The 20468-nt window shown below is 65.3% G+C and carries 22 protein-coding genes; 9 read left to right on the top strand and 13 right to left on the bottom strand.

The window, feature by feature from the left end; genetic code table 11:
• The first annotated feature begins 226 nt into the window (after positions 1 to 226).
• Entirely contained in the window at positions 227 to 1114 is an 888-nt protein-coding gene (locus EV645_RS01920) for a LysR family transcriptional regulator (RefSeq protein ID WP_130439096.1), read from the top strand.
• Between the two features lie 46 nt (positions 1115 to 1160).
• On the opposite strand, the gene EV645_RS01915 is transcribed toward EV645_RS01920, so the two are convergent.
• The 7 genes from EV645_RS01915 to EV645_RS01885 are packed head-to-tail and all read right to left on the bottom strand — an operon-like array spanning position 1161 to position 8305.
• Positions 1161 to 2135, bottom strand: a complete 975-nt coding sequence (locus EV645_RS01915; RefSeq protein WP_130439094.1) for an aldo/keto reductase — start codon at positions 2133 to 2135, stop codon at positions 1161 to 1163.
• A 59-nt stretch (positions 2136 to 2194) separates the two neighbouring features.
• A complete protein-coding gene (locus EV645_RS01910; RefSeq protein ID WP_130439092.1) occupies positions 2195 to 3175 on the bottom strand; it encodes a hypothetical protein in 981 nt (326 codons plus the stop codon).
• Complete coding sequence (locus EV645_RS01905; RefSeq protein WP_130439090.1) at positions 3172 to 4473, bottom strand: family 4 glycosyl hydrolase; 1302 nt, start codon at positions 4471 to 4473, stop codon at positions 3172 to 3174. The genes EV645_RS01910 and EV645_RS01905 overlap by 4 nt, the downstream gene beginning before the upstream one ends.
• Before the next feature lie 2 nt (positions 4474 to 4475).
• On the bottom strand, positions 4476 to 5234 hold the full coding sequence (locus tag EV645_RS01900; protein ID WP_157996991.1) for a 6-phosphogluconolactonase: 759 nt from the start codon (positions 5232 to 5234) through the stop codon (positions 4476 to 4478).
• A 1-nt stretch (position 5235) separates the two neighbouring features.
• Positions 5236 to 6048 (bottom strand): carbohydrate ABC transporter permease, encoded by an 813-nt coding sequence (locus EV645_RS01895; RefSeq protein ID WP_130439086.1) that lies wholly within the window; start codon positions 6046 to 6048, stop codon positions 5236 to 5238.
• Positions 6045 to 6968 carry a carbohydrate ABC transporter permease gene (locus EV645_RS01890; protein WP_130439084.1) on the bottom strand — a complete coding sequence of 308 codons (924 nt, stop codon included), beginning with the start codon at positions 6966 to 6968 and terminating at the stop codon, positions 6045 to 6047. The genes EV645_RS01895 and EV645_RS01890 overlap by 4 nt, the downstream gene beginning before the upstream one ends.
• The gene (locus EV645_RS01885) at positions 6965 to 8305 is read right to left on the bottom strand and encodes an ABC transporter substrate-binding protein (RefSeq protein ID WP_130439082.1); all 1341 of its coding nucleotides are present in this window, start codon (positions 8303 to 8305) and stop codon (positions 6965 to 6967) included. Before EV645_RS01885 ends, EV645_RS01890 begins: the two co-directional genes overlap by 4 nt.
• Positions 8306 to 8422: 117 nt before the next feature.
• Here EV645_RS01885 and EV645_RS01880 point away from each other — a divergent pair, with 117 nt between their 5' ends.
• Positions 8423 to 9130: a GntR family transcriptional regulator gene (locus EV645_RS01880; RefSeq protein ID WP_198681420.1), complete on the top strand. Its 708-nt coding sequence runs from the start codon at positions 8423 to 8425 to the stop codon at positions 9128 to 9130.
• Between the two features lie 670 nt (positions 9131 to 9800).
• Here the strand turns inward: EV645_RS01880 and EV645_RS01875 are convergent.
• Positions 9801 to 12905, bottom strand: coding sequence for a DEAD/DEAH box helicase (locus EV645_RS01875; RefSeq protein ID WP_130439080.1), 3105 nt, complete (start codon positions 12903 to 12905; stop codon positions 9801 to 9803).
• 173 nt (positions 12906 to 13078) lie between these two features.
• On the opposite strand from EV645_RS01875, the gene EV645_RS01870 reads away from it, so the two are divergent.
• Both EV645_RS01870 and EV645_RS01865 read left to right on the top strand, forming a co-directional pair.
• On the top strand, positions 13079 to 13588 hold the full coding sequence (locus tag EV645_RS01870) for a hypothetical protein (RefSeq protein WP_130439078.1): 510 nt from the start codon (positions 13079 to 13081) through the stop codon (positions 13586 to 13588).
• A 319-nt stretch (positions 13589 to 13907) separates the two neighbouring features.
• Positions 13908 to 14351, top strand: coding sequence for a hypothetical protein (locus EV645_RS01865; RefSeq protein WP_130439076.1), 444 nt, complete (start codon positions 13908 to 13910; stop codon positions 14349 to 14351).
• 86 nt (positions 14352 to 14437) lie between these two features.
• Here EV645_RS01865 and EV645_RS01860 read toward each other — a convergent pair whose 3' ends face one another.
• Positions 14438 to 14794: a hypothetical protein gene (locus tag EV645_RS01860; RefSeq protein ID WP_130439074.1), complete on the bottom strand. Its 357-nt coding sequence runs from the start codon at positions 14792 to 14794 to the stop codon at positions 14438 to 14440.
• A 270-nt stretch (positions 14795 to 15064) separates the two neighbouring features.
• Here EV645_RS01860 and EV645_RS01855 point away from each other — a divergent pair, with 270 nt between their 5' ends.
• The gene (locus EV645_RS01855; RefSeq protein WP_130439072.1) at positions 15065 to 15487 is read left to right on the top strand and encodes a hypothetical protein; all 423 of its coding nucleotides are present in this window, start codon (positions 15065 to 15067) and stop codon (positions 15485 to 15487) included.
• A gap of 76 nt (positions 15488 to 15563) precedes the next feature.
• On the opposite strand, the gene EV645_RS01850 is transcribed toward EV645_RS01855, so the two are convergent.
• From EV645_RS01850 to EV645_RS01840, 3 genes are read right to left on the bottom strand one after another with little or no spacing between them, the layout of a single operon-like run.
• Positions 15564 to 16208, bottom strand: coding sequence for a hypothetical protein (locus tag EV645_RS01850; RefSeq protein ID WP_130439070.1), 645 nt, complete (start codon positions 16206 to 16208; stop codon positions 15564 to 15566).
• Positions 16205 to 16558 carry a hypothetical protein gene (locus EV645_RS01845; RefSeq protein ID WP_130439068.1) on the bottom strand — a complete coding sequence of 118 codons (354 nt, stop codon included), beginning with the start codon at positions 16556 to 16558 and terminating at the stop codon, positions 16205 to 16207. The genes EV645_RS01850 and EV645_RS01845 overlap by 4 nt, the downstream gene beginning before the upstream one ends.
• 60 nt (positions 16559 to 16618) lie before the next feature.
• The gene (locus tag EV645_RS01840) at positions 16619 to 16849 is read right to left on the bottom strand and encodes a hypothetical protein (protein WP_130439066.1); all 231 of its coding nucleotides are present in this window, start codon (positions 16847 to 16849) and stop codon (positions 16619 to 16621) included.
• A gap of 106 nt (positions 16850 to 16955) precedes the next feature.
• Between EV645_RS01840 and EV645_RS01835 the strand changes: the two genes are divergently transcribed.
• The 4 genes from EV645_RS01835 to EV645_RS01820 all read left to right on the top strand — a co-directional run bounded on the left by EV645_RS01835 (position 16956) and on the right by EV645_RS01820 (position 19290).
• A complete protein-coding gene (locus EV645_RS01835; protein WP_130439064.1) occupies positions 16956 to 17318 on the top strand; it encodes an effector-associated constant component EACC1 in 363 nt (120 codons plus the stop codon).
• A 645-nt stretch (positions 17319 to 17963) separates the two neighbouring features.
• Positions 17964 to 18320 carry an effector-associated constant component EACC1 gene (locus EV645_RS01830; RefSeq protein WP_130439062.1) on the top strand — a complete coding sequence of 119 codons (357 nt, stop codon included), beginning with the start codon at positions 17964 to 17966 and terminating at the stop codon, positions 18318 to 18320.
• A 3-nt stretch (positions 18321 to 18323) separates the two neighbouring features.
• The gene (locus tag EV645_RS43090) at positions 18324 to 18662 is read left to right on the top strand and encodes a caspase family protein (RefSeq protein WP_130439060.1); all 339 of its coding nucleotides are present in this window, start codon (positions 18324 to 18326) and stop codon (positions 18660 to 18662) included.
• Complete coding sequence (locus tag EV645_RS01820) at positions 18601 to 19290, top strand: caspase family protein (RefSeq protein ID WP_198681419.1); 690 nt, start codon at positions 18601 to 18603, stop codon at positions 19288 to 19290. The genes EV645_RS43090 and EV645_RS01820 overlap by 62 nt, the downstream gene beginning before the upstream one ends.
• A gap of 39 nt (positions 19291 to 19329) precedes the next feature.
• Here the strand turns inward: EV645_RS01820 and EV645_RS01815 are convergent, their stop codons facing one another.
• Positions 19330 to 20460 (bottom strand): epoxide hydrolase family protein, encoded by a 1131-nt coding sequence (locus EV645_RS01815; protein WP_130439056.1) that lies wholly within the window; start codon positions 20458 to 20460, stop codon positions 19330 to 19332.
• Positions 20461 to 20468 lie beyond the last annotated feature (8 nt).

The following is a 20468-nucleotide window of genomic DNA, read 5'->3' as shown; positions in this document are numbered from 1 at the left end:
TGCCACGCCTGACGCTCGGTCGGGCTGATGAGTCGCACAGCTCAGCCGTACCGCCGGACGCGGATCGCCAGGCCATCACAATCGCGCCCTCGGAGCCGACTTCCGCCTGGGATGTCCTCGGTGCGGGCTTTGTGGTGGCCTGGCGATCCGCTGCGAGGGCCGCCTGACAGCGTCAACATGCGGGACAGGTGAATCGATTTCCTTCGATCGACTACAGTTCTTAGTCATGGAGCTGAGGCACTTGGAACACTTCGTGGCGGTGGCTGAGCAGAAACACTTCACGCGGGCCGCCGAGGCGATGTCGATCTCGCAGTCGGGGTTGTCCGCCTCGATCCGCGCACTCGAGCGTGAGCTCCGGGCGTCGCTGTTCGTCCGGAACACCCGGAGCGTGGAGCTCACCGAGGCGGGGCGCGCGCTGCTGTGCGAGGGCCGTCGTACTCTCGCCGCCGCCGAAGCCGCCAAGGATGCGGTCGCCGCGGTCCAGGGGTTGCTGCGCGGGCACCTGACCGTCGGGCTCGAGCAGTGCCTCGGGGTGGTCGACGTACCGGCGCTGCTCGCGAAGTTCCGGTCGGCGTACCCGTCCGTCGAGATCGAGGTCCGGCAGGCCGGCTCCACGCCGATGCTCGACGAGCTCGCCTCCGGCCGGCTCGACGTCGCGTTCGTCGCCACCGCCGGGGATCCGGTCGACGGGCTCGATCTGCGACCGCTGTCCCGCGAGTCGATGGTGCTCGTCTGCGCGCCGGACCACCGCCTCGCGAAGGCGTCCCGCGTCACGCTCGACGACCTGATCGGCGAGTCCTTCGTCGACTTCGACCCGACCTGGGGCGCCCGCGCGATCTCGGACCGGGCGTTCACGACGGCCGGGGTCGCTCATCCGGTGACGATCGAGGTCAACGACGTACACACCCTCCTGGCCCTCGTCGCCTACGACCTCGGCGTCGCCCTCGTCCCCGAACGCATCGCCGCCAAACGCGGCGACCATGTCACCGTCCCCCTGGCCCCCGGCACCGCCTCCGACTGGCAAGTCTCAGTAGCCGTCCCCACCGGGCCCGCCGCCTCCCTAGCCGCCGACGCCCTCATCGGCATGCTCCCGACAACCGCGGTCCACGCATAGAACAGCCGGCCGCGTTTGTTCATGCGGCCGGCTGTGTGGAGCGGTCTTACCAGGCGTAGTCCTCGGGGGAGGTCTTGTAGCCGGGGAAGATTTCGTCGAGGCGGGCGAGGGCCTTGTCGTCGAGCTTGACGTCTACGGCGCGGACGGCGGAGTTGAGCTGTTCCATCGTGCGCGGGCCGACGATCGGGCCGGTGACGGCGGGCTGGTGGAGGAGCCAGGCGAGGGCAAGCTCACCGGGCTCGTGGCCGAGCTCGTCCGCGAGGGCCTCGTACTGCTCGATCTGCGGGCGCAGACGCTCCAGCGTCTCCTTGGCCCGACCCTCGAGCCGGCGTACGCCCTCGTTCTCCTTGCGTACGACGCCGCCGAGCAGACCGCCCTGCAGCGGCGACCACGGGATCACGCCGAGGCCGTAGTGCTGCGCGGCCGGCAGAACCTCGCGCTCGACGTCGCGGACGAGGAGGTTGTAGATCGACTGCTCGCTGACCAGGCCGATGTAGTTGCGCCGCGCCGCAGCCTCCTGAGCCTGCGCGATGTGCCAGCCGGCGAAGTTGCTCGACCCGGCGTACAGGATCTTGCCCTGCTGGATCGCGACCTCGATCGCCTGCCAGATCTCGTCCCACGGCGTCGCGCGGTCGACGTGGTGGAACTGGTACAGGTCGATGTAGTCCGTCTGCAGCCGCTTCAGCGACGCGTCCAGCGCGCGCCGGATGTTGAGCGCGGACAGCTTGCCCTCGTTCGGCCAGCCGTCGCCCATGTCGCCGTACACCTTGGTCGCCAGCACGGTCTTGTACCGGTTCGACGGGTCCTTGGCGAACCACTCGCCGATGATCTCCTCGGTCCGCCCCGGGTAGATGGCCCGCCCGTACCCGTTCGCGGTGTCGAAGAAGTTGATGTCCTTGTCATGCGCCGCGTCCATGATCGCGTGCGCGTCCCCCACCTCGGTGTGGGGACCGAAGTTCATCGTCCCCAGCACGATCCGACTAACCGACAACCCAGTACGCCCAAGATGAGTGAAGTCCATACCCACCACCCTTGCTCGCCTGGCTCAACTCTTCCAACAAAAGAATCAGGACAGTGTGATCAGCTGAGCTTCTGAGTCAGTCTGGCGCGAACCGTTTCCGTCGGTGTCGCGCCGCCCTCGGCGATCGCGTCGAGCAGCGCTCCCACGAGTGCCGGCGCCTGGGCGTGCCGAAGCTCGATCTCCCGGGGATCGCAGGTACGACGGAGCGCGACGAACATCGGCGCGTCCGGTTCCGGTACTAAGCCGCCTCCTACAACTACGGTTACTGGTCTGACCAGTCCACCCGGTCGACCCGGTCCACCCAGTCCACACGTCCGCGCGAGACTGCCGATGTACTGCGCCAGCCGTTCCGCCTGCGTATCGACCAACCCGGCCACAACCGGGTCGTCGTCGATCAGCGCCAGGACGGCCGGCGCATGAGCTGCCTGCGCCGCGAAGTTGAACTGGTTGCCACGCGCGGTGGTGAGCTCGAGCATCTCGTCCGGCGTGGACGCCCCCAACAACGGCGGCAGTACGGCGGAAAGCTTCGTCGCCTCGCCCATCCCGAGCTCAGCGAGGTACACCGCCCGCAGCGCCTCGGTCACCAGCCCGGCCGCGCCGAGCGGGTGCTGCAGCCACCACGACAGCGCCCACTCCTTATCCGGGCCGCGGCCCGCAAGCGCCGCACCGGTGCCGAGTACGACCGAGATGCCTTGCCCGTCCAACCGCCCACACCGGATCAGCGCGAACCCGTCGTTCTTGATGCTGAGACTGCCGAAGCGCGGCTCCAGCGTCGCGCTCCAGAACTGCTCGTCGACTGGCCAGTCCACTCCCGCCAACCGGAACGCCGCATGCTTCACGTCGGACTTGCGTAGGTCCGCCGACGCCAGTACCTCGTCGACGAGGCTGAGCACGACCGATCTCGCCGCCTCAGGCCCCGCCGGCGCGTAGATGTCGCCGACGCCGCCACGTGCAAGGGCGATCAGGTCACCATCGGCACTGGTCAGACCAGCCCAGGTCTTGGTGTTCCCGGCGTCGACAGCGAGGAAGACGTCCTTCACCGCAGAAGTCTCTCCGGCAGGTACGCCGAGTGCGCCGCGGCCATCTCGTCGTACAGCGGCTCGGCGATGGCCAGGTCGGGCACCAGCGGATTCGCGACGAGAGCACGGATCGCGTCGGCCCGATTGCCCTCCCACGCAGCCTTCGCCGCGAGCATCTGGTAGTCGGCGAGCTGGCGCGTGATGCCTCTCACCGCAAGTGGCAGAGGCTGCTGCGGCTCGATGTGGCAACCCTTGCGGTTCACGTTGCAGTACACCTCGACGACAGTCTCGGCATCGAAGCCGGGCAGCGCCCCGTCGGCATTCGGTAGGTTGACGGGCAGGCGCGCGCCCGTGTCGTTGTAGTAGGCACTCATCACGTCGATGGCCAACTCCAGTTCGTGGATGCCGCCGCGCGACCGGGCCGGATCGAGCTCGGGGTGGCTGGACTCGGCCTGCTCGCGATAGTGCTCCCAGTACCCAGGAACCTCGTTCATGATCACTTCCGAACGGGTCCGCGGCGCCGCCTGTTGCGCTCGGAACACCTCGTTCCGGAAGTAGTAGTAGTTGAAGTAGTCCGACGGGATCGACTGCATGACGACGGCCAGATGCAGCGCGCGCTTGGAGTTGTCGTCGAGCGCCGGGTCGTTCTTGCGCTCTTCCCACGCCGCCTCGAGCAGGGGCATGACGTCCTTGCCGTCGTACAGATGCTCGTAGCTCCAGCAGTTGTGGTTCACGCCGGCCATCGTGACCTTGGCCCGTTCGGGGTCGAGGCCGGCGGCCCGCAGTACGACGGGCGGGAACACGAGCGGGCCTTCGCACATCGAGTAGATCGGGACCGACGTATAGCTCGCGACCGCCTGGGAGACGATGTTGACCGGGTTGGTGTAGTTGAAGATCACCGCGTTCGGCGCGACCGCCTGCAGGTCGTCGGTGATGCCGCGCATGTCGTTGATCGAGCGCAGCGCCATGAAGAACCCACCGGGCCCCTGCGTCTCCTGGCCGATCACACCGTGCTTGATCGGAATGCGCTCATCGAGTGCCCGCGCGTCGAAGTTGCCGGGCCGGAAGCTCGTCAGTACGGCGTCGACGTCGGTCAGACCAGTGCGCTGGTCCGTCGTCGCGGTGACCGTGATGTCGTCGCCGCTCTGCGCCGCGAGCTTCTCCGCGATCCGGCGGACGACCTCCAGCCGCTCCGGATCCTTGTCGATCAGCACCACTTCCGAGCCCGCGAACTCCGGCCCGTGCCACAAGAACGACGCCATGGTGCCGGCCGCCCGGGAGGATCCGCCGCCGATGTAGGCCATCTTGATTCGAGCCATGTCTAGGAGACTCCTTCTCGTTCTGACTTTTGTGCGGCTTCTTCGTCCGCGTAGATGAGGGCGTTGCGGCAGTCGTGCACGATGGTTGCCGGCCACAACGGGTCGTAGCTGTCGGCCTGAATGATGCGATCGAAGGCGTGCGCCTTGTTCTCGCCCCAGAGCAGCATCACCGCGGAGTGCGAGAGCTCGACGAGTTCCGCAGTACCGATAGTGACGCCGTACGTCGGAACGTCGGCGGGGGACTGCAGATGGGGGAAGGTGGACATGTTGTCGCGGCGGGTCGACTCGGGCAGCTCGACGACCCGCGTGGGCGCGTGCCGCGGCGTACCGGGTCCGTTGAGGGCGACATGGCCGTCGCCTTGACCGCTGGCTAGTAGGAAGAGGTCGATTCCGCCGCGGTCGAGGATCTCCTGCTTGAAGGCTTCGGGCTCGTTCGGGTCCGGGGTGAGGAGACTGGTCGGACCAAGGCCCAGCGGGCCGAGCAGGTTCCGTTGGGCCCAGCCGATGCAGCTGTGGGGTGTGTGCGGGTCCAGTAGTCGCCAACTGCTTCCGTGCCTGGTGACGTATTCGTCCATCATCACGATCTGCAGGCCGTCCAGGTGGGCTCCGGATTGCTTCAGTGCTGCTGCGACTGGAGTGGCACTGCGGCCGGCGGGAAAGCCGATGATCGCCCGGCCTGTGGCCAGTTGGTCCAGAATCCGTTGCGCTACGGTCTCACCGAGTTGGGAGGCGTCGGGCAGCACGGTGATTGGCGTTGTCACGTCACTCCTTGACCGCGCCGGCCATGACGCCACTGATGAATTCGCGCTGGAAGAACAGGTAGAGAGCCACGACCGGAAGCGACACGATCAACGATCCGGCCGCCATCAGATTGACCTGCAGCACATGCCGTCCCTGGAAGGCGCCCAGGGCAACGGTAGCGGTCTGTTTGTCCGGATCTCCCAAGAAAATAAGGGAAAGGAAGAAGTCGTTCCAGGTCCACATGAACGACAGCAGCACCAGTGTGAGTACTGCAGGACGCGCCATCGGGACGAGGATGCGCCACAACGTGTTCCACACTCCCGCACCGTCGACAGCGGCGGAATCCATCACCGAGCGGGGGAGTGCCCGGAATGTGGCCCGCATCCAGTACGTCCCGAACGGCACGCCCATTCCGAGTTGAATGATGACGAGTCCGAGCCACGAGTTGGTCAGCCCGATGCGCTGGAACTCGTAGTACAGCGGGATGACGATGACTTCGGTCGAGACCATCATTCCGAGCAGGATGACCGGGAAGAGGAAACGTTCGCCGACCACCCCGAGGACGCCGAACGCGTACCCGGAAAGAATCGCGAGGATGGTCTGTCCGATCACCGCTGACACCGTGATGACCAGCGACGCATACATCGAGTGGGCGAGGTTCCCGTCGTGCCAGGCAGCCGTGAAGTTGCTCCAGGCAATGTTCGAGAAGTCCAGCGCTCCCGACGTGTTGGGGCTGAGCGAGGTCAGGACGAACCACGCGACCGGGAACAGCACTCCGACCGTCAGCGCGATGACGATGACGTAATTCGAGACGCGTTCGAACCTGGAGATCATCGGTCTTTGTTCTCCATGATCCGCGTGATACCGACCGCGATGCCAAGGCACAGAACGGCCAGTACGACGCCAGTTGCGGATGCCCTACCGACATCAGGATTGACGAAGGCCAACTGGTAAAGGAGAAGCGCGGGTGTAGTCGTGGCCGTTCCGGGCCCGCCTTGTGTGGTGATGTAGACCATGTCGAAGGTCCTCAGCGCACCGGTGATCGTCAGGGTGAGGGCGATTGCCATTTGCCCGCGCAGGCTGGGGAGCGTGATCAGCCAGAACTCCTGCCAACGTGTCGAACCGTCCAGCCGCGCGGCCTCGTACAGCTCGTCCGGAATCGCGAGAATGCCGGCCAGGAACAGCACCATGGTGAACCCGAAACCGCCCCAGACACCGATCATGCCGAGCGACGGCAGCGCCCAGGTGAAGTCACCGAGCCAGTTGCGCGTGAGGTGGCCGAGGCCGACTCCGCGCAAGAGGCTGTTCAACGGGCCGTCCGGCGCGTAGATGCGCTTCCAGATGATCGCCACCACGACGCTCGTGAGCACCTGCGGCAGGAACAGGAACCACCGGTAGATGCCTTCGCCGCGGATCTTCGCTCTGCTCAACAGCGCCGCGCTGATCAGTCCGAGGCCGAGAGGGATCAGGCCGAACATCAGAATCAGCACCAGGACGTGGCCGAAGGCGGCGTACATCCGTGGATCGCGGCCGAATTCAAGGTAGTTGCGCAGCCCGACCCAGGTCGGTTCGCTGACGCCATCCCATTTGTAGAACGAGTAGTTGACCGTTTGGAGGAGCGGCACGAGCACGATCACGCCGTACAGCAGGAGTGCGGGGGAGAGGAAGAGCAGACCGATCCAGCGCCGTTTGCGGGTTTGCCGCGAGACGGTTCGGGTTCGCGCTTTCGTGCGACCGATCGCCAGAACACTCATCGCGCGGCCTGGAACTTGTCGTAGTCGGCCTGCACCGCCTTGACCAGGTCATCCGGTGTGCTCCGGCCGGCGAGCAGCAATTGCACCTGGCCGCCGAGCGTGTCGAGCATCGAAGGCGTCGACCAGTCGAAGTACGGGACGTATCCGTTGTCCTTGTCGAGCGACCGCTGACCAGCGATCTCGGTACCGAATTCCGGGTTGTCCGCCGGCGCCTTGACGTCATTGAGCAAGGGGAGGAGCCCGGCCTCGACGACGTACTGCGCGGTTTGCGGGCCGGCGAGGAAATCGAGAAAGGCAGCGGCAACATCCGGGTGCGCACACTTTGATCCGAGCGCGACGGCCGTCGAGGCGCCCGTACCGACGACCTTCCCGCCGGTGGCCTGCGGGAGTTGGACGTAGCCGTACTCCTGCTTCTGATTTCCCTTGAAAGCAAGGGTTCCGGTGTATTCGAAGCGGAACGCGGATTTGCCTTTGAGGAACGCGTCGATCGCATCGGCGTACTGGATGCCGGCATGATTCGGCGTCAGCCAGTTCTTGTCCTGGTACGACTTGAGCCGCTCGGCCGCCTCGGACATCCCGATGTCGGTGGCCTTCACCTCGCCGGTCGAGTAGACGAAGTCGTTGATCTTCTTCTGATCGCCGAAAAGGTCTTGCAGGGCAAGAAGAATCGCCGTCGACGAACCCTTGTCCTGTGACCCGTAGCCGATCGGGATGATGCCCGCGGCCTTGGCCTTCGTGCATGCATCCTCGAACGAGGCGAGATCGGTCGGCGGCGTGACGCCAGCTTTGTCGAGAACCGTCTTGTTGTAGTAGAGGCCGATCAGTGACGAGCTGGCGACCGGCGTCGCGAACAACGAGCCGCTGCCCATCTCCGCGCCGTCGGTCGTGAACTGCGTCTGCCGCAGGATCGTGCTCGGGAACTTGTCCCAGCCGAACGACTTCGAGTACCCGTCCAGGTTGAGCACCAGGCCCGCCTTGGACAACGTGCCGAGGGACTGCCAGCCGTTGTTGACCGTGATGATGTCCGGCGGGTTCTTCTCCTTCAATCGCAGATTGGCCGTCTGCGTGAGCTGACCCCAGTCGACCGACGTGCGCTTGATGGTGACATTCGGGTACTTCGCCTGGAACCCCTTCACCGCGCCGGCCACCCAGCTGGCAGCGTCACCGCCCCAGAAGTCGAGCATGGTCAGCGTCACCGGGCCGGCCTTGGCGACGTCGATCGACTTGGCGGGTGTGGTCGGTGCGCTGCTCGCCTGCGTGCCTTGCGGTGCGCAACCGGCCAGTGTGAACAGTCCGAGCGCGGCCCCCGACTTCAACACGTTCCGCCTGCTGACCATCGTGACTCCTTCGTCTGTGACTTCCCGCCACCCTACGACGCTGAAACCAGTTATGCCAGTGTGAACCAGTTTTGAATTGTGCCTGAGGGAGACGGTAAAACTGGTATAGTGATGGCCGTGAGTGAGCCCGCTGTTGAGCGTGTCAAGAAACGGATCCGCGAGGGGATCGTCCGCGGGAAGTACCCGAGCGGCAGCCGTCTGCCGAGTGAACGTCAGTTCGCCCTGGAGACCGGCCTCAGCCGGATGACCGTCCGCGCCGGCTTCCAGGCCGCCTCCGACGACGGCCTCATCGCCCCATCACCCCAACGCGGCTGGTACGTCCGCGACCTCGTCCTGCGCGAACCCCCGAGCCGGCTCCAGTCCTTCACCGAGATGGCCCACGAACTCGGCTTCCGCCCCACCTCAGAAATCCTCGACCACCGAGAACGCCCCGCCACCCTCGACGAGGCCCACCGCCTCCACCTAGCCCCCACCGCCCCCGTAACAGCCATCCGCCGCCTCCGCGGCATGGACGGCCGTCCAGTCACCGTCGAAGACTTAGTCATCCCCTTGGCGGTAGCCCCCTGGCTCGGCGAGGCCGACCTAACTGACGCATCCCTCTACGAACTCTTCTCATCCCACAACATCGAGTTCGCCTACTCCCGCTACACAGTCCAAGCCCAAAACGCCACCGAAACCCTCGCCACCCTCCTCAACCTCCCACCCGCCGCGGCGATCCTCGTCGCCACCGAAATCGCCTACACCCAAGACACCACCCCCCTCCTCTCCGGCACCAACCACTACAGAGGCGACGCCTACCAATTCACCGCCGACCTAACCCGCTAAGCGGTCTATCCAGCGCGTGCCATGCAGGCGTTCTCGTCGTCGTTCGGTCCTCAGCCCGCGCGCTCCGCATGCTCCATGTAACGGCGCCCGCGGGGTGCCGATAGATCGGGCGTCACGCAGTGCGAGGGGGAGACATCATTAGCATCGCGACCGCCACTGATCTGATCACCTCAGCAGGTGTGCTGATCGCCGTGTACCAACTCTTCCAGGCACGCCGTGCTCGCAGGCATGAGCTCGCAAACTTGTATGTCCAGAGGTTCTGGGAGATTGACGACGAACGACGGCACGCCGAGAGATGCGCCCCTGATCAGGTCGATCTCCAGGACCAGCGGTACCTGAGGTTGTGTGAGGACGAGTTTGAGCTCGCGCGCCTGGGATGGTTCGACGCAAGAACCTGGGCGGTCTGGCACGCGGCGATTGTGAGGGGATTAGAGGCGTCAACGACTCTCGCGAGCGCCCGCTCTGACGAGTTCGTGCTCGTACGCCGATGCTGGGAAGCAGGCGAACACGAGCCGTCGAACTGCCCTGGAATCATCGGCAGATTGAAACCGGATCCAACCGCACGCCATCGCTGGCCTGTCAGGAGATGGTTTCGGTGGATTGCGGCGCGCCGACGCGAGCGTCATGGCTCGCCGAGCCCCACATAGCCGTTGGTTCTATCCGCGGTTCGCTATGCGACCACCGATGCTGCCTGGAAGACCTCTGTGGGCATGGGGTGGGTTAGGTGCCAGGTGATGGCTATGGGGCGGCTGCCGGTGTGGGTGGTGTAGGTGGCTGGGCCTAGGAAGAGGTAGGGGGCGGTGCCTAGGTCGGTGAGTTTGTGTTGGCGGGCGAAGATCAGGATGTTTGTGTCTTGGTCGCGGTGGTTGAGGTAGCGCTGGCCGGTGGGGGAGTCGACGGAGGTGTTGCTCTGGGACTCCCAGTGGAAGAGGGTCGGGCTGATCGCGTAGTCCCGGTACATCGTCGTGGGAGAGTAATCCGCTTCCGACTTGGTGAGGGTGACGAGGAAAGCGTCGACGTTCCGTTCTTGGGAGTAGACGACGCCGGATTGGAACGTGCTGGGGCGCCGCTGAAGGTTGGCGTAGTCGAGAGCGGCGAGGATTTCCTCGCGTTGATACTGCGCATGCACGCGGAGCGGGAGATCGCTGAGCCGGTTGGCGAGACGGTGCGTGCGGTGGCGTGCGTGGTCCATCGCGAACTCAGTGACCTCGAGCAGTTCGTCTCGGACGGCCTGCTCTTGACGGAGTGCGTTGAGGCCGTCGGCGTACGACGAGAAGCCCCCGCCGTTCGGCCAGAGTGAGAAGAACAGCATGCGGGCGTAGGTGCGGTGGGTCGGCGGCAGTTCGTCGTACGTCGGGCCGTCGTCCTGGAGGAGACGTCGATAGGTTTGAAGACGCTCGGGATCGTCCACGTGTGCAAGAGCGCGTACGCGCCGCAGCAGGCCCGATTCGTGGGCGGATCCCTGACGGGTTGGCAGTCCGGCGTCACGGCGTAAGGCGGTCCAGCTTCGCCCGGTCCGCAGTACGTCGCTCAGATCGGCCCCCGATTCGTCGAGGAAGGTCGGCAGGGTCTGCTCGCCCTGTGCCTTGAGTTCCTTCACCATGTCCTGCCAGCGTCCGGTCACCTGGCCTCGGAGGTTGGAGAGGACGACTTCCTGAGCGACTTTGTCGAGGACAATCTCACAGCCGGACGGTAGGAGCGGGAAGCCTTGTTCGACCTGTCGCTCTAGGCCTCGGCGGGCGTTGCCGGTGAGCGCTCGGAAGCGTAAGTCGAAGCGGAATTCTTTGCGTTGGTGTCCGACGAAGTCGAGTGCTGTGAGGACAGGCTTACCGTCTGCCTGCCGCAGACCACGGCCGAGTTGCTGGAGGAAGACCGTTGGGCTTTCGGTCGGACGGAGAAAGAGAACGGTGTTGACCTCGGGCAGATCGAGCCCTTCATTGAAGAGGTCGGCGGCGAAGAGCGCGTTGACGCGGCGGTCCTTGAGATCACGCAGAGCCTGGTCGCGCTCATGCGTCGGAGTCAATCCTGAGACTGACCGTGCTGGGATGCCGGCGTCGTTGAAGACCTTGGCCATGTAGTCGGCGTGAGCGATCGAAACGCAGAAGCCGAGCGCTCTCATCGAGCTGACGTCGGAGAGCTTGTCCCGGACTTCGCGCAGGACAATGGCTGCGCGGTTGTCGTTACCGGTGTAGAGCTTCTCGAGTTCCTGTTCGTCGTATCGGCCGCGCTTCCACTGCAGATCTGTCAGCTGCGTGCCGTCGGCGATGCCGAAGTAGTGGAACGGGCAGAGCAGGTCGGCTGACAGAGCTTCCCAGAGTCGCAGCTCGACTGCTGTTCTCCCGCCGAAGTAGCTCAGCAGGTCGAAGCCGTCGGTGCGTTCCGGTGTCGCGGTCAGACCGAGCAGTTCGCGTGGCTGGAGGTGGTTGAGAAGGCGTCGATACGTCGGTGCAGCCGCGTGGTGGAACTCGTCCACAACGAGAATCTCAAAGGCGTCTGCTGGCATAGTCGTGACTTCGTACGCATTTAGCGCCTGCACTGAGGCGAACACGTGTCGCCACCGCTCGGGACGTGTGCCCGAGTGGTATTCCTCCCCGAAGGTGGCGTCAGCCAGGACTTCGCGGTACGTGCGGAGTGATTGCTGGAGGATCTCTCGTCGATGGGCGACGAAGAGGAGCGACGGCGCAGGCTCACCGCGCTGAAGAGCGGCGTCGCGGAGCCGCCGGTAGTCGAGCGCGGCGATGACTGTCTTGCCGGTGCCAGTCGCCGCTACGACAAGGTTGCGATGTCTGTCGTGGACTTCACGCTCGACCTCGATCTCCTCGAGCATCTCGGCTTGATACGGCCGCGGACGTACTTCGAGGCCGGCGAGCGAGACCGTTACGCGATCCGAAGTCTTGCGGTTGCCCGCTTCTGCCAGCGCATCGTCGAGGCGGTCACGGTCGCGCGCCGGATCGTAGGACTCAAAGGTCGAGTCATTCCAATAGGTGTCGAAGGTGGCGCCGAACTTCTTCAGTAGACCCGGCGTGCCGATCCGCGAGAGCCGGACATTCCACTCGACGCCATCGAGCAGAGCGGCTCGCGAGAGATTGGACGATCCGACGTACGCCGTGTCGAAGCCAGTGTTCCGTCGAAACAGCCACGCCTTCGCGTGCAGGCGGGTGCGCAGTACGTCGTACTGGATCTTCACCTCGGCGCCGAAGTCGTTGACGAGCCGGTCGAGGGCGGGTCGATCGGTCGCGCCGAGGTAAGTGGTCGTGATGACGCGGAACGGGGCATCGCGAAGTCGCAGCCGGCGCAGCTCAGGCTCAAGCAGGCGGAGGCCGTACCACTTCACGAACGCGCAGATGAGGTCAACCTCATCCGACGTGTCGATCTCGGCGCGCAACTCCGGCCCCAATGACGGTTCACCATGAGAGTTGGTGAGCAGGGCCGCCTCGGAAAGCGGAGTGCTTGGACGTGCATCGCCGTACGTCGTGATGCCGGGGCGAGCGGGCGGGCGTACAGCGTGCAGTTGACGTATCGCGCCGTCGGGCAGCCCGTCGGCGTGCTCCGCCAGACGCTGGAGCAGGTCGTTGACTAATGCAACACGCTTCCCCTCATCACGTGTGCTGCCGAGCACCCGCAGTACGGCGTCACTCACATGCCGCGCGAGGACCTCAGGTTGATCAGCCTCGTCGACATCATGAAGGACAGCAATCTGCCCACCGGCCTCACCAGCCACGATCGCCTCGAGCAGCCCATTCGTGACGAGCGCGTCGTAAATCCCCGACTCCATCCAACAATCACCCCTTCAAGAGGAGCTTGCCAGAAGCCACCGACACCGACCGGCGTTCGACTGCACCACGCGTGTCTTGTGTTCGGCGAGCTCCGAAGAACGAGGACGGTTGGTGCTGCTTAGGTGCAGGATGGAGCTTCGGGGGGCGTCGGGCGGTTGGGCCTGGAGGGACGATGCGTTTCACACTGGATGGTCTGCAGTTTGAGTTGACTGCCGAGCAGGTGCGGGCTCGGCTCGCCTCATGTGAACCTGCGGAGATCCGGCAGCACTGGGTCGAGGTTGACGGACGTCGATGGCCGGTGAAGCAGGCGCTGGCGATCGCAACTGGCGTCGACAGAAGCCGGTTTGTGTCGACGACGGCGAGGCGGCATTTAGGCCGTCTGGGCTTCGCTACCAGCGAGGACGGACGGCAGCGAGCATCGAAATACCGCGGAACGACAAGACATCGAGAGGTATTCGACGTTTCGGCGCTCCCGAGCCTGGAGCAGCTCGATGCTTCGGTGTCGTTTGTTTGGCGGGATGCCGGCCAGGTCACGCTTGATGGGCAAGGGCTGCCACGGTTTCCTCGGCTGCCGAGCACGCCTGGGTTGTATCGATTCGACTTCCGAGCGGTAGATGGCAGCATCGACCGCACGATCTACATTGGTGAGTCGCAAGATCTTGCCAGGCGCGGCAGCAACTAGCGCAACGCGAAGTCCGATCGTTCGAGGCAGCGTACGAGTCGGCGAATCCATGCAGAGCTGGTCCGGCACCTCGCTGACGGAGGAAGGGTCGTTTTTGCCATCAGCGTTGACGTTTTCATGGGCATCGGTGGCATTGCTGCAGACCTTCGAATGACGTCGGCCCGGAGGCTGGCCGAGAATGCGGCCGTGTTGCTCGCGCAACTCGATCCCAGCATCACGGTGTTGAACGTCGACGCGGAGGTTTGAGCTACTGAAGCTCTCGGCCTGGGCGGGGGCCACCTTGGCCAGGGCCGTGGCGTGACTGCTCGGCAGGCGGTGTATGTCTGACGGCACCGGAGGCTGGGGCGATGTTGGACGCTGCGGCGAGGGCGATGCGGATGTCGGCTGGGAGGGTTTGGCGGATTGGGGCGGGTGGTTCTGTGCGGACGACTGGGGTGACGTCGTGGAGGCGGACTCCTCGGTCGCGGCCGAGGCGGGTGGCGGCGACTTCGAAAGGGCGGTCGTCTTTGCGGGGCTCGAAGGCGATGACTTGGCGGTACGGTGGTCCGCCGTCCTCGGCTTCGAACTCGCGGTAGATGAGGCGGTGCGAAGGCCCGAGCTCGCGACTGCCACGCGACTCTGGAATGACGGAGAGCTTGATCTCGGCACAGTCGCTGAGGTCGTGTGTGGTGAAGCCGAGCCGCTTGCCGGAGAAATCTGCTTCCTGGCCGTGGACGATGGCACGGAGGCCGGTCTCCAGGGTTCGGAACTCGCGTTCGCGTAGGCCACCGGCTTGTTGTGTGCTGGCGGCGTGCCGCAGGACGGCCAGTTGTCGGAGCACCTCCTCACGGACGAGGAGGCGGTACTGCGTCACTGCGGCTTCGGCAGGTCGGAGTCAGGGACCGGTTCGTCGAGATTGAGGCCGAGCTCCTCGGCGACCTCCTCGATGGGAATCGACCGACCAGGATTCGCGAGCCGTTCGCGTACGACTGCGTAGGTCGCGTCGAACCCTTCCTCGTCGGTCGCCAATGCGTCGAGGCGGCGCCAGAGGTCGAAGGGGATGACAACGGCTTCTGGTTGGCCGGAGTCGCCGAAGATTAGGGGCTCGGGCTGGTTGGCGCGGAAGCGGTCGAGCATTTGGGGGAGGAGGCCGGCTGCGGTGGACGTCCTGATGACCCAGACGCGGTCTCCATCGGGCAGGAGGTACGGCGTTTCTTCGGAGTCCATCGTTGTCCTTCCAGTGTGAAGAGTCGTCATCAGGATAGAAGTCCAGCGTCGACGAAGACTGGAGTTATCCACAGGACTCAGGGTTGAGGGTTTGCCAGACGGCGTAGGGGATCAGGACGGCTTCTGGTTTGGTGGTACCGAAGTTCAATTGACCTCGTGTACGCGCTGAGAAGAACCGTCCTGACCTGACTGCCATCAGATACTCGATCGACGGCGTAGCCAGGCAGCAGACCATTCGAAACGCGCCGCGTCCCAGACGAGGAACCACAATTGCCGATTCCTGACCAGGCGAGCGTCGAGGCCATCGGGTCGGCCATGGTGAAGGTGGTGCCTGAGGGCTGGGCCAAGGCTGTTCTGACGGTGTCGGCGGTCGCAGCGACCATGGAGACGCAGCTTGCCGTCGAGATGCTGGACGGCTCGGTCGACGCCGGTCTGAGCATCGATGTAGACGCGCAGATGGCTTGTGATGATCTGCGCGACGCTATGTACGACGACGGCAAGGGGACCTGGTACAACGCGGTGTTCAGCGCGAGGCCAGGTGGACGTTTCGAGGCTGAGTTCGACTATGACAATCCTCCGTTCCAGGGCGGTGGCGAACGGGATCTGCTCGAGGATGATCAGCGGGCATACCCCCGTGATGCCGCACACCTACCGGTATGGCATCCATCCCGCGCTGGACTCTCGGGTGAATGACACATGGGCGGCTCCATGCGATTCACGATGGATAGTGAGTAGTTCGATCTGAGGGCTGGCGGGGGTACGCGCCCTTTCACCTGCTCTGGGAAGGGCCTCGGTTTGGGGGTTGGCGTTGGGGAGTGGGTGGGTGGTTCGTTGTTGTTGGCGGGGTGCTGGTGGGTGGGGCCAGGCCCTCCAAGGCTTTCAATGATTGGGCCAGGTCAGGGGGTAGGGCCATGCGGGGTGGACCGATGAGGCGGTCTGGCTCTTTGCCGGGGCCGGTTATGGGGCGAACTGTCGGGAGGTGGTCAAGTTCGTCGAGGGCGACGCCTTTCGAGCGTCCTAGTCGGTTGGCGGTGACGTCGAAGATCTCGCCGTTCTTGCGGGGTGCGAAGGCGACGACCTGCCGGACCGGGAGGGACGATTCGGTTGGGCCTTCGAACTCTCGGTAGGAGACTCGGTGCGAGGGACCCATCGGTCGCCCGCGTCGGTTGAACTCCTCCACCACCGGGATCTTGATCTCGGCGCAGTCGCGGAGGTCCGGATGGTTGTCGGAACGGCCGAGGCGCTCGCCGGCGAACTCGGCTTCGCGGCCTTCGCGCAGGGCGCTCAGCGCGATGCGAACTGCTTCGAACTGCTTGGCTGCAGGACCGTTGGGATTCGCCCGGGCACGGGCCTGCAGCTCACGAAGCTCGTCCCGGAGGTCCGGATCGAGGATCAGGTGGTACTTGGCCGTCATCGGGGTGGTGGGGGCGGCTCGTTGTCGCTGTCGAGGTTCCAGCCGAACTCTGCGGCGAGGTCGTCGGCTGAGACGTAGTCCTCGGCGCGGTTCGTTGCCAGGCGGCGCCGGGTGACCTCGCGAATCTCGGCGGCTTGCTCGGCGTCCTCGGCGAGTTCCTCGAGCTGCTCCCAGCGGTCGAACGGAACAACTACGCCTTCTGGTTGACCGTCGTCGCCGAAGATCAGCGGCTCGGTCCGACCTGCACGGAACCGTTGCAGCATCCGAGGAAGGTTGTACGCCGCGGTCGCCGTATCGATCACGTTGACACGGTCACCGTTCGGGCGATCCTGCGGTGTCTCCGTCGACATCTGAGCTCCTTGATTGGCTGTCTTTCCAGCCTAGATGAGTCGGCGGCAGTCACGTCGTACCTATCCACAGGGATCAGCCTTTGTGTCAGAAGGAGCGTCGCCTTCGTCGAGGGCGCGGTTGTGGAGGGAGCGCCAGAGTTCGAAGGGGATTACGACGCCTTCGGGCGCGTTGGTGTCGCCGAAGATCAGGGGGTCCTGGTAGCGGAGGCGGAAGCGTTCGAGCATGTGGGGGAGGAGTTCGGCGGCGGTGCAGGTGTTCATTACCCAGATGTCGTCTTTGTGGGGGTTCATCGGGGTCCTTTCGTGTGGTGGGGCGGTCTCGTCAGAATAGAGAGGAAACGGTGGGTGGCGGGGGAGTTATCCACAGGGGGCCTGGGGCAACTGATGGGAGAGGTGGATGGGTGAGCCGCGGTGGGTTGAGGTTCGGGTGGTGGCGGATGGTGGGGTGGATGAGAAGCGGTTCGTGAAGGCTGTTCAGCAGTTGCGGAAGGAGCTGGCGGGGGAAGGGCTGCCTACGCAGGATGTGAAGGAGCCGGGTGGGTTGGCTCAGGATGATGGGTCTATTGCGATCGCGGTGGCGTTGGTGGGGGCGGGTGGGGCGGTGCCGACGTTGGTCGCCGTACTGCGGGATTGGATCCAGCGGCGGAAGAGTCCGGGGAAGATCGTGGTGACGTTGGGGGACGACGCCATCGAGATGGAGCGACCGACGTTCGACGAGCGCGCCGAGTTGCTCGAAGCGTTCTTGAAGCGGCACAGCTAGGGCGCGGGGCGCTCGGCACCGCACCGAGCACCTCCTCGCTACGGCGCTGGATCACCAGACAGGCCTAGTCACACGTTTGAACGCGGAGCCGGGCGTTGTTCGGCGGCGGGCGTGGGCGTAGCGTCGGCAGTGGGATTCTGGCGACGCGGCCGGCGGGGGGCTGGTGCGGCGCGCGCTGATGGGCGTGCGGCGTACGTGTTGCGCGGGGGGAAGACGCGCGCACCGTCGGGAGGAGACTGCTCGGTACGTGTGGGCCGGGGTGGGGAACTCCGAGGGGGAAGACGATGAGGTCGTCGTTGCGGCGCCGGTCGGTGGGCCGGTGCAGGATTCGGGAACGCCTGGCGCACCGGAGTGTTCACGGCGCGGATCGATGGCGGTACGGCGCGAGGCTGCACCGGACCTGGTGGCAGCACGACCGCGCCTGAGGCGTGCCCGGAGAAGGAAGCTCTGCCCCGACGTCCCTCCAGAAGGGTGGAGCCCAAAAGGGGCCCGGGGTGCGCGAGCACCCCGGTCCTCCCTGCGTTGCGGCGGCGGGCTCCCACATGCGTCGGCGGCTCCCTGCGTTGCGTCGGCAAATGGCTACCGAACGTTGCGGAACCACATCCGAACCCGCGATCATGAGTCGCGATTCCTGGGAGGGGTTCTGTGGGGGTTTGGGTGCAGGTCGGGCTGGTGGACGACGATCCGGAGTTTGCCGACCGGGGGATACGGCAGTTGCGGCGGGAGTTGGGTGAGTTCGACACCCGCGACGTACGGACTGCCGCGCCCGAGGGCAGCAAGGGCGATGCCGCCGTCGCCGGTCAGGTTGCGATCGCGTTGGGCGGAGCCGGCGGGATGGTGTCGGTGCTCGTCACGATTCTCAAGGACTGGCTGGTACGCCGAAGCCCGCAGCAGCGCGTGACGTTGACGATCGGGGCGGACTCGATCGAGGTGGACGCGGCGACGACCGAGGAGAAGGAACGGTTGATCGAGGCGTTCCTCCGCAAGCACGAAGCGAGCTGAACCGTGGGGCGTCGACGGGCGTTGCTGGTGGCGACGTACGAGTACGAGGACGCCGGCCTGCGCCGACTCACCACGCCGGCACAGGACGCGCAGGCGTTGGCCGACGTACTCGAGGATCCGGCGATCGCCGGGTTCGAGGTACAGGTGCTGATCAACGAACCGACGAGTCGCGTGGGCGAGGCGATCGGCGAGTTCTACGCGTCGGCCGAGCGTGACGACCTGACCCTGCTGTATTTCAGCGGCCGGTCTGAAGGACGACAACGGCCGGCTGTACCTGGCGATGAGGAACACCAAACGCGAGCGGTTGCGGTTCAGCGCCCTGCCGGCGCACATGATCGATGAAGCCGTCGAGGACAGCTCGGCCCGGCAGAAGATCCTGATCCTGGACTGTTGCTACGCCGGCGCGTACACCGTCGAACGGTTCGCGAAGTCCGACGCAGCGATCCACACGAAGGCCGAACTCGGTGGTCGAGGACGGATCGTGCTGACGGCCACGGACTCGAGCCAGTACGCGTTCGAAGGCAGCGAGATCCACGGCGAGGCGGCGCAGTCGGTGTTCACACGCCACGTGGTGGAGGGTCTGCGCAGCGGTGCGGCCGATCTGGATGCGGACGGCGACATCACCGCAGATGAGCTGTACAGATACGTGTACGACGCGGTCGTCGCCGAGCAGCCGAGCCAGCGCCCAAACAGTTCGCGGACGTTGTCGGCCGGGTCGCGGACTGCGGGCTCGGATGGCAAGAAGCTCTACGTCGTCGGGACCGACGGGGCCAACGACATGGTCCAGATCGTTGACCTGGGCAACCACCAGGTGGTCGGGTCACTCGCCGACGACCTGGGTGCGGCGGTCGAGCTGGCCGTCAGCGAGGACGGCCAGCGGATCTACATCAGCAACTTCTTCCAGGACGGCATTCTCGTGCTCGACACCGTCGGGCCGAAGGTCGTCGGCAAGATCGAGCTGAAAAGCTGAACGGACCGGCTCGCACACAGCGAGCCGGTCCGCGGGATTTCACAGGTTGCCGAAGAACTTCCGGAGGTCGGCGGTGACATCGTCCGGGCGTTCGAGGGCAGCGTAGTGGCCGCCGTCCTTGAAGTTGGACCAGTGGACGATGTTGGTGTTGTCGCGGTCCGCCAGCGGGCGGATCGTCTTGAAGTCGTCGGCGAAGACGGCGACGCCGGTCGGAGCGTGGTTGAGCTGAGGCTCGGTGCCTGCGTGGGCTTCCTCGTAGTGGTAGCGGCCGGCGGCGGCTGAGGTGTTGGTGAACCAGTACAGCGAGACCTCGGTCAGGATCTGGTCGCGGCTGACCAGGCTGGTGCCGTTGCCGAAGCTGTTGAAGAGTTCGTTCCAGGCGAGTTGCCCGACCGGGGAGTCGGAGATGCCGACGGCAACCGTCTGTGGGCGGGTCGAGTTGATCGCGTTGTACCCGCCGACCGACTGGAACCACTTCAGGTGCTCCAGCGCCGCGTAGTCCTCCGGCGTGAACTTCTCGAACTCGGCCGGGTCGCCCGACGGGAACGAGAACAGTTGCAGCACATGCAGCCCGAGGAAACCTTCCGGGTTCAGTACGCCGAGTTCACGCGAGATCATCGCGCCGCCGTCGGACCCGTGGGCGCCGTACGACTCGTAGCCCAGCCGTCGCATCAGCGTGTCGTACGTCCGCGCCACCCGGGCCATCGTCCAGCCGCGGTCGACGAGCGGCGTGCTGAACGCGAAGCCCGGCATCGACGGCACTACGACGGAGAAGGCGTCTGAGGAAGATTCGCCGTACGACGCGGGGTCGGTCAGCGGGCCGATCATGTCGAGGAAGTCGACGAACGAGCCGGGGTAGGTGTGCAGCAGGAGCAGCGGCGTCGCGCCCTCGACCGGGGACGGTACGTGGATGAAGTGGACGTTCTGGCCGTCGATCTCGGTGAGGTAGTGCGGGAACTCGTTCATCCGCGCCTCCTGCTCACGCCAGTCGAACCCGTCCTGCCAGTGGTCGACCATCTCGCGGAGGTAGTGGTTCGGGGTGCCGAGGTCCCAGTCGTCGCCGGGAGCGGCCTCGGGCAGCCGGGTCCGTGCGAGGCGGGCCTGCAGGTCGTCCAGGTCGGCCTGGTCGATCTTGACGGTGAAGGACTGGATGCTCTCGTTTGTGCTCATGGGTTTAC

This window comes from Kribbella rubisoli, assembly GCF_004217145.1.
GTDB lineage: Bacteria > Actinomycetota > Actinomycetes > Propionibacteriales > Kribbellaceae > Kribbella > Kribbella rubisoli.
Note: the sequence above shows the minus strand (reverse complement) of the source record. Positions and strands in the feature narration are given on the sequence as shown.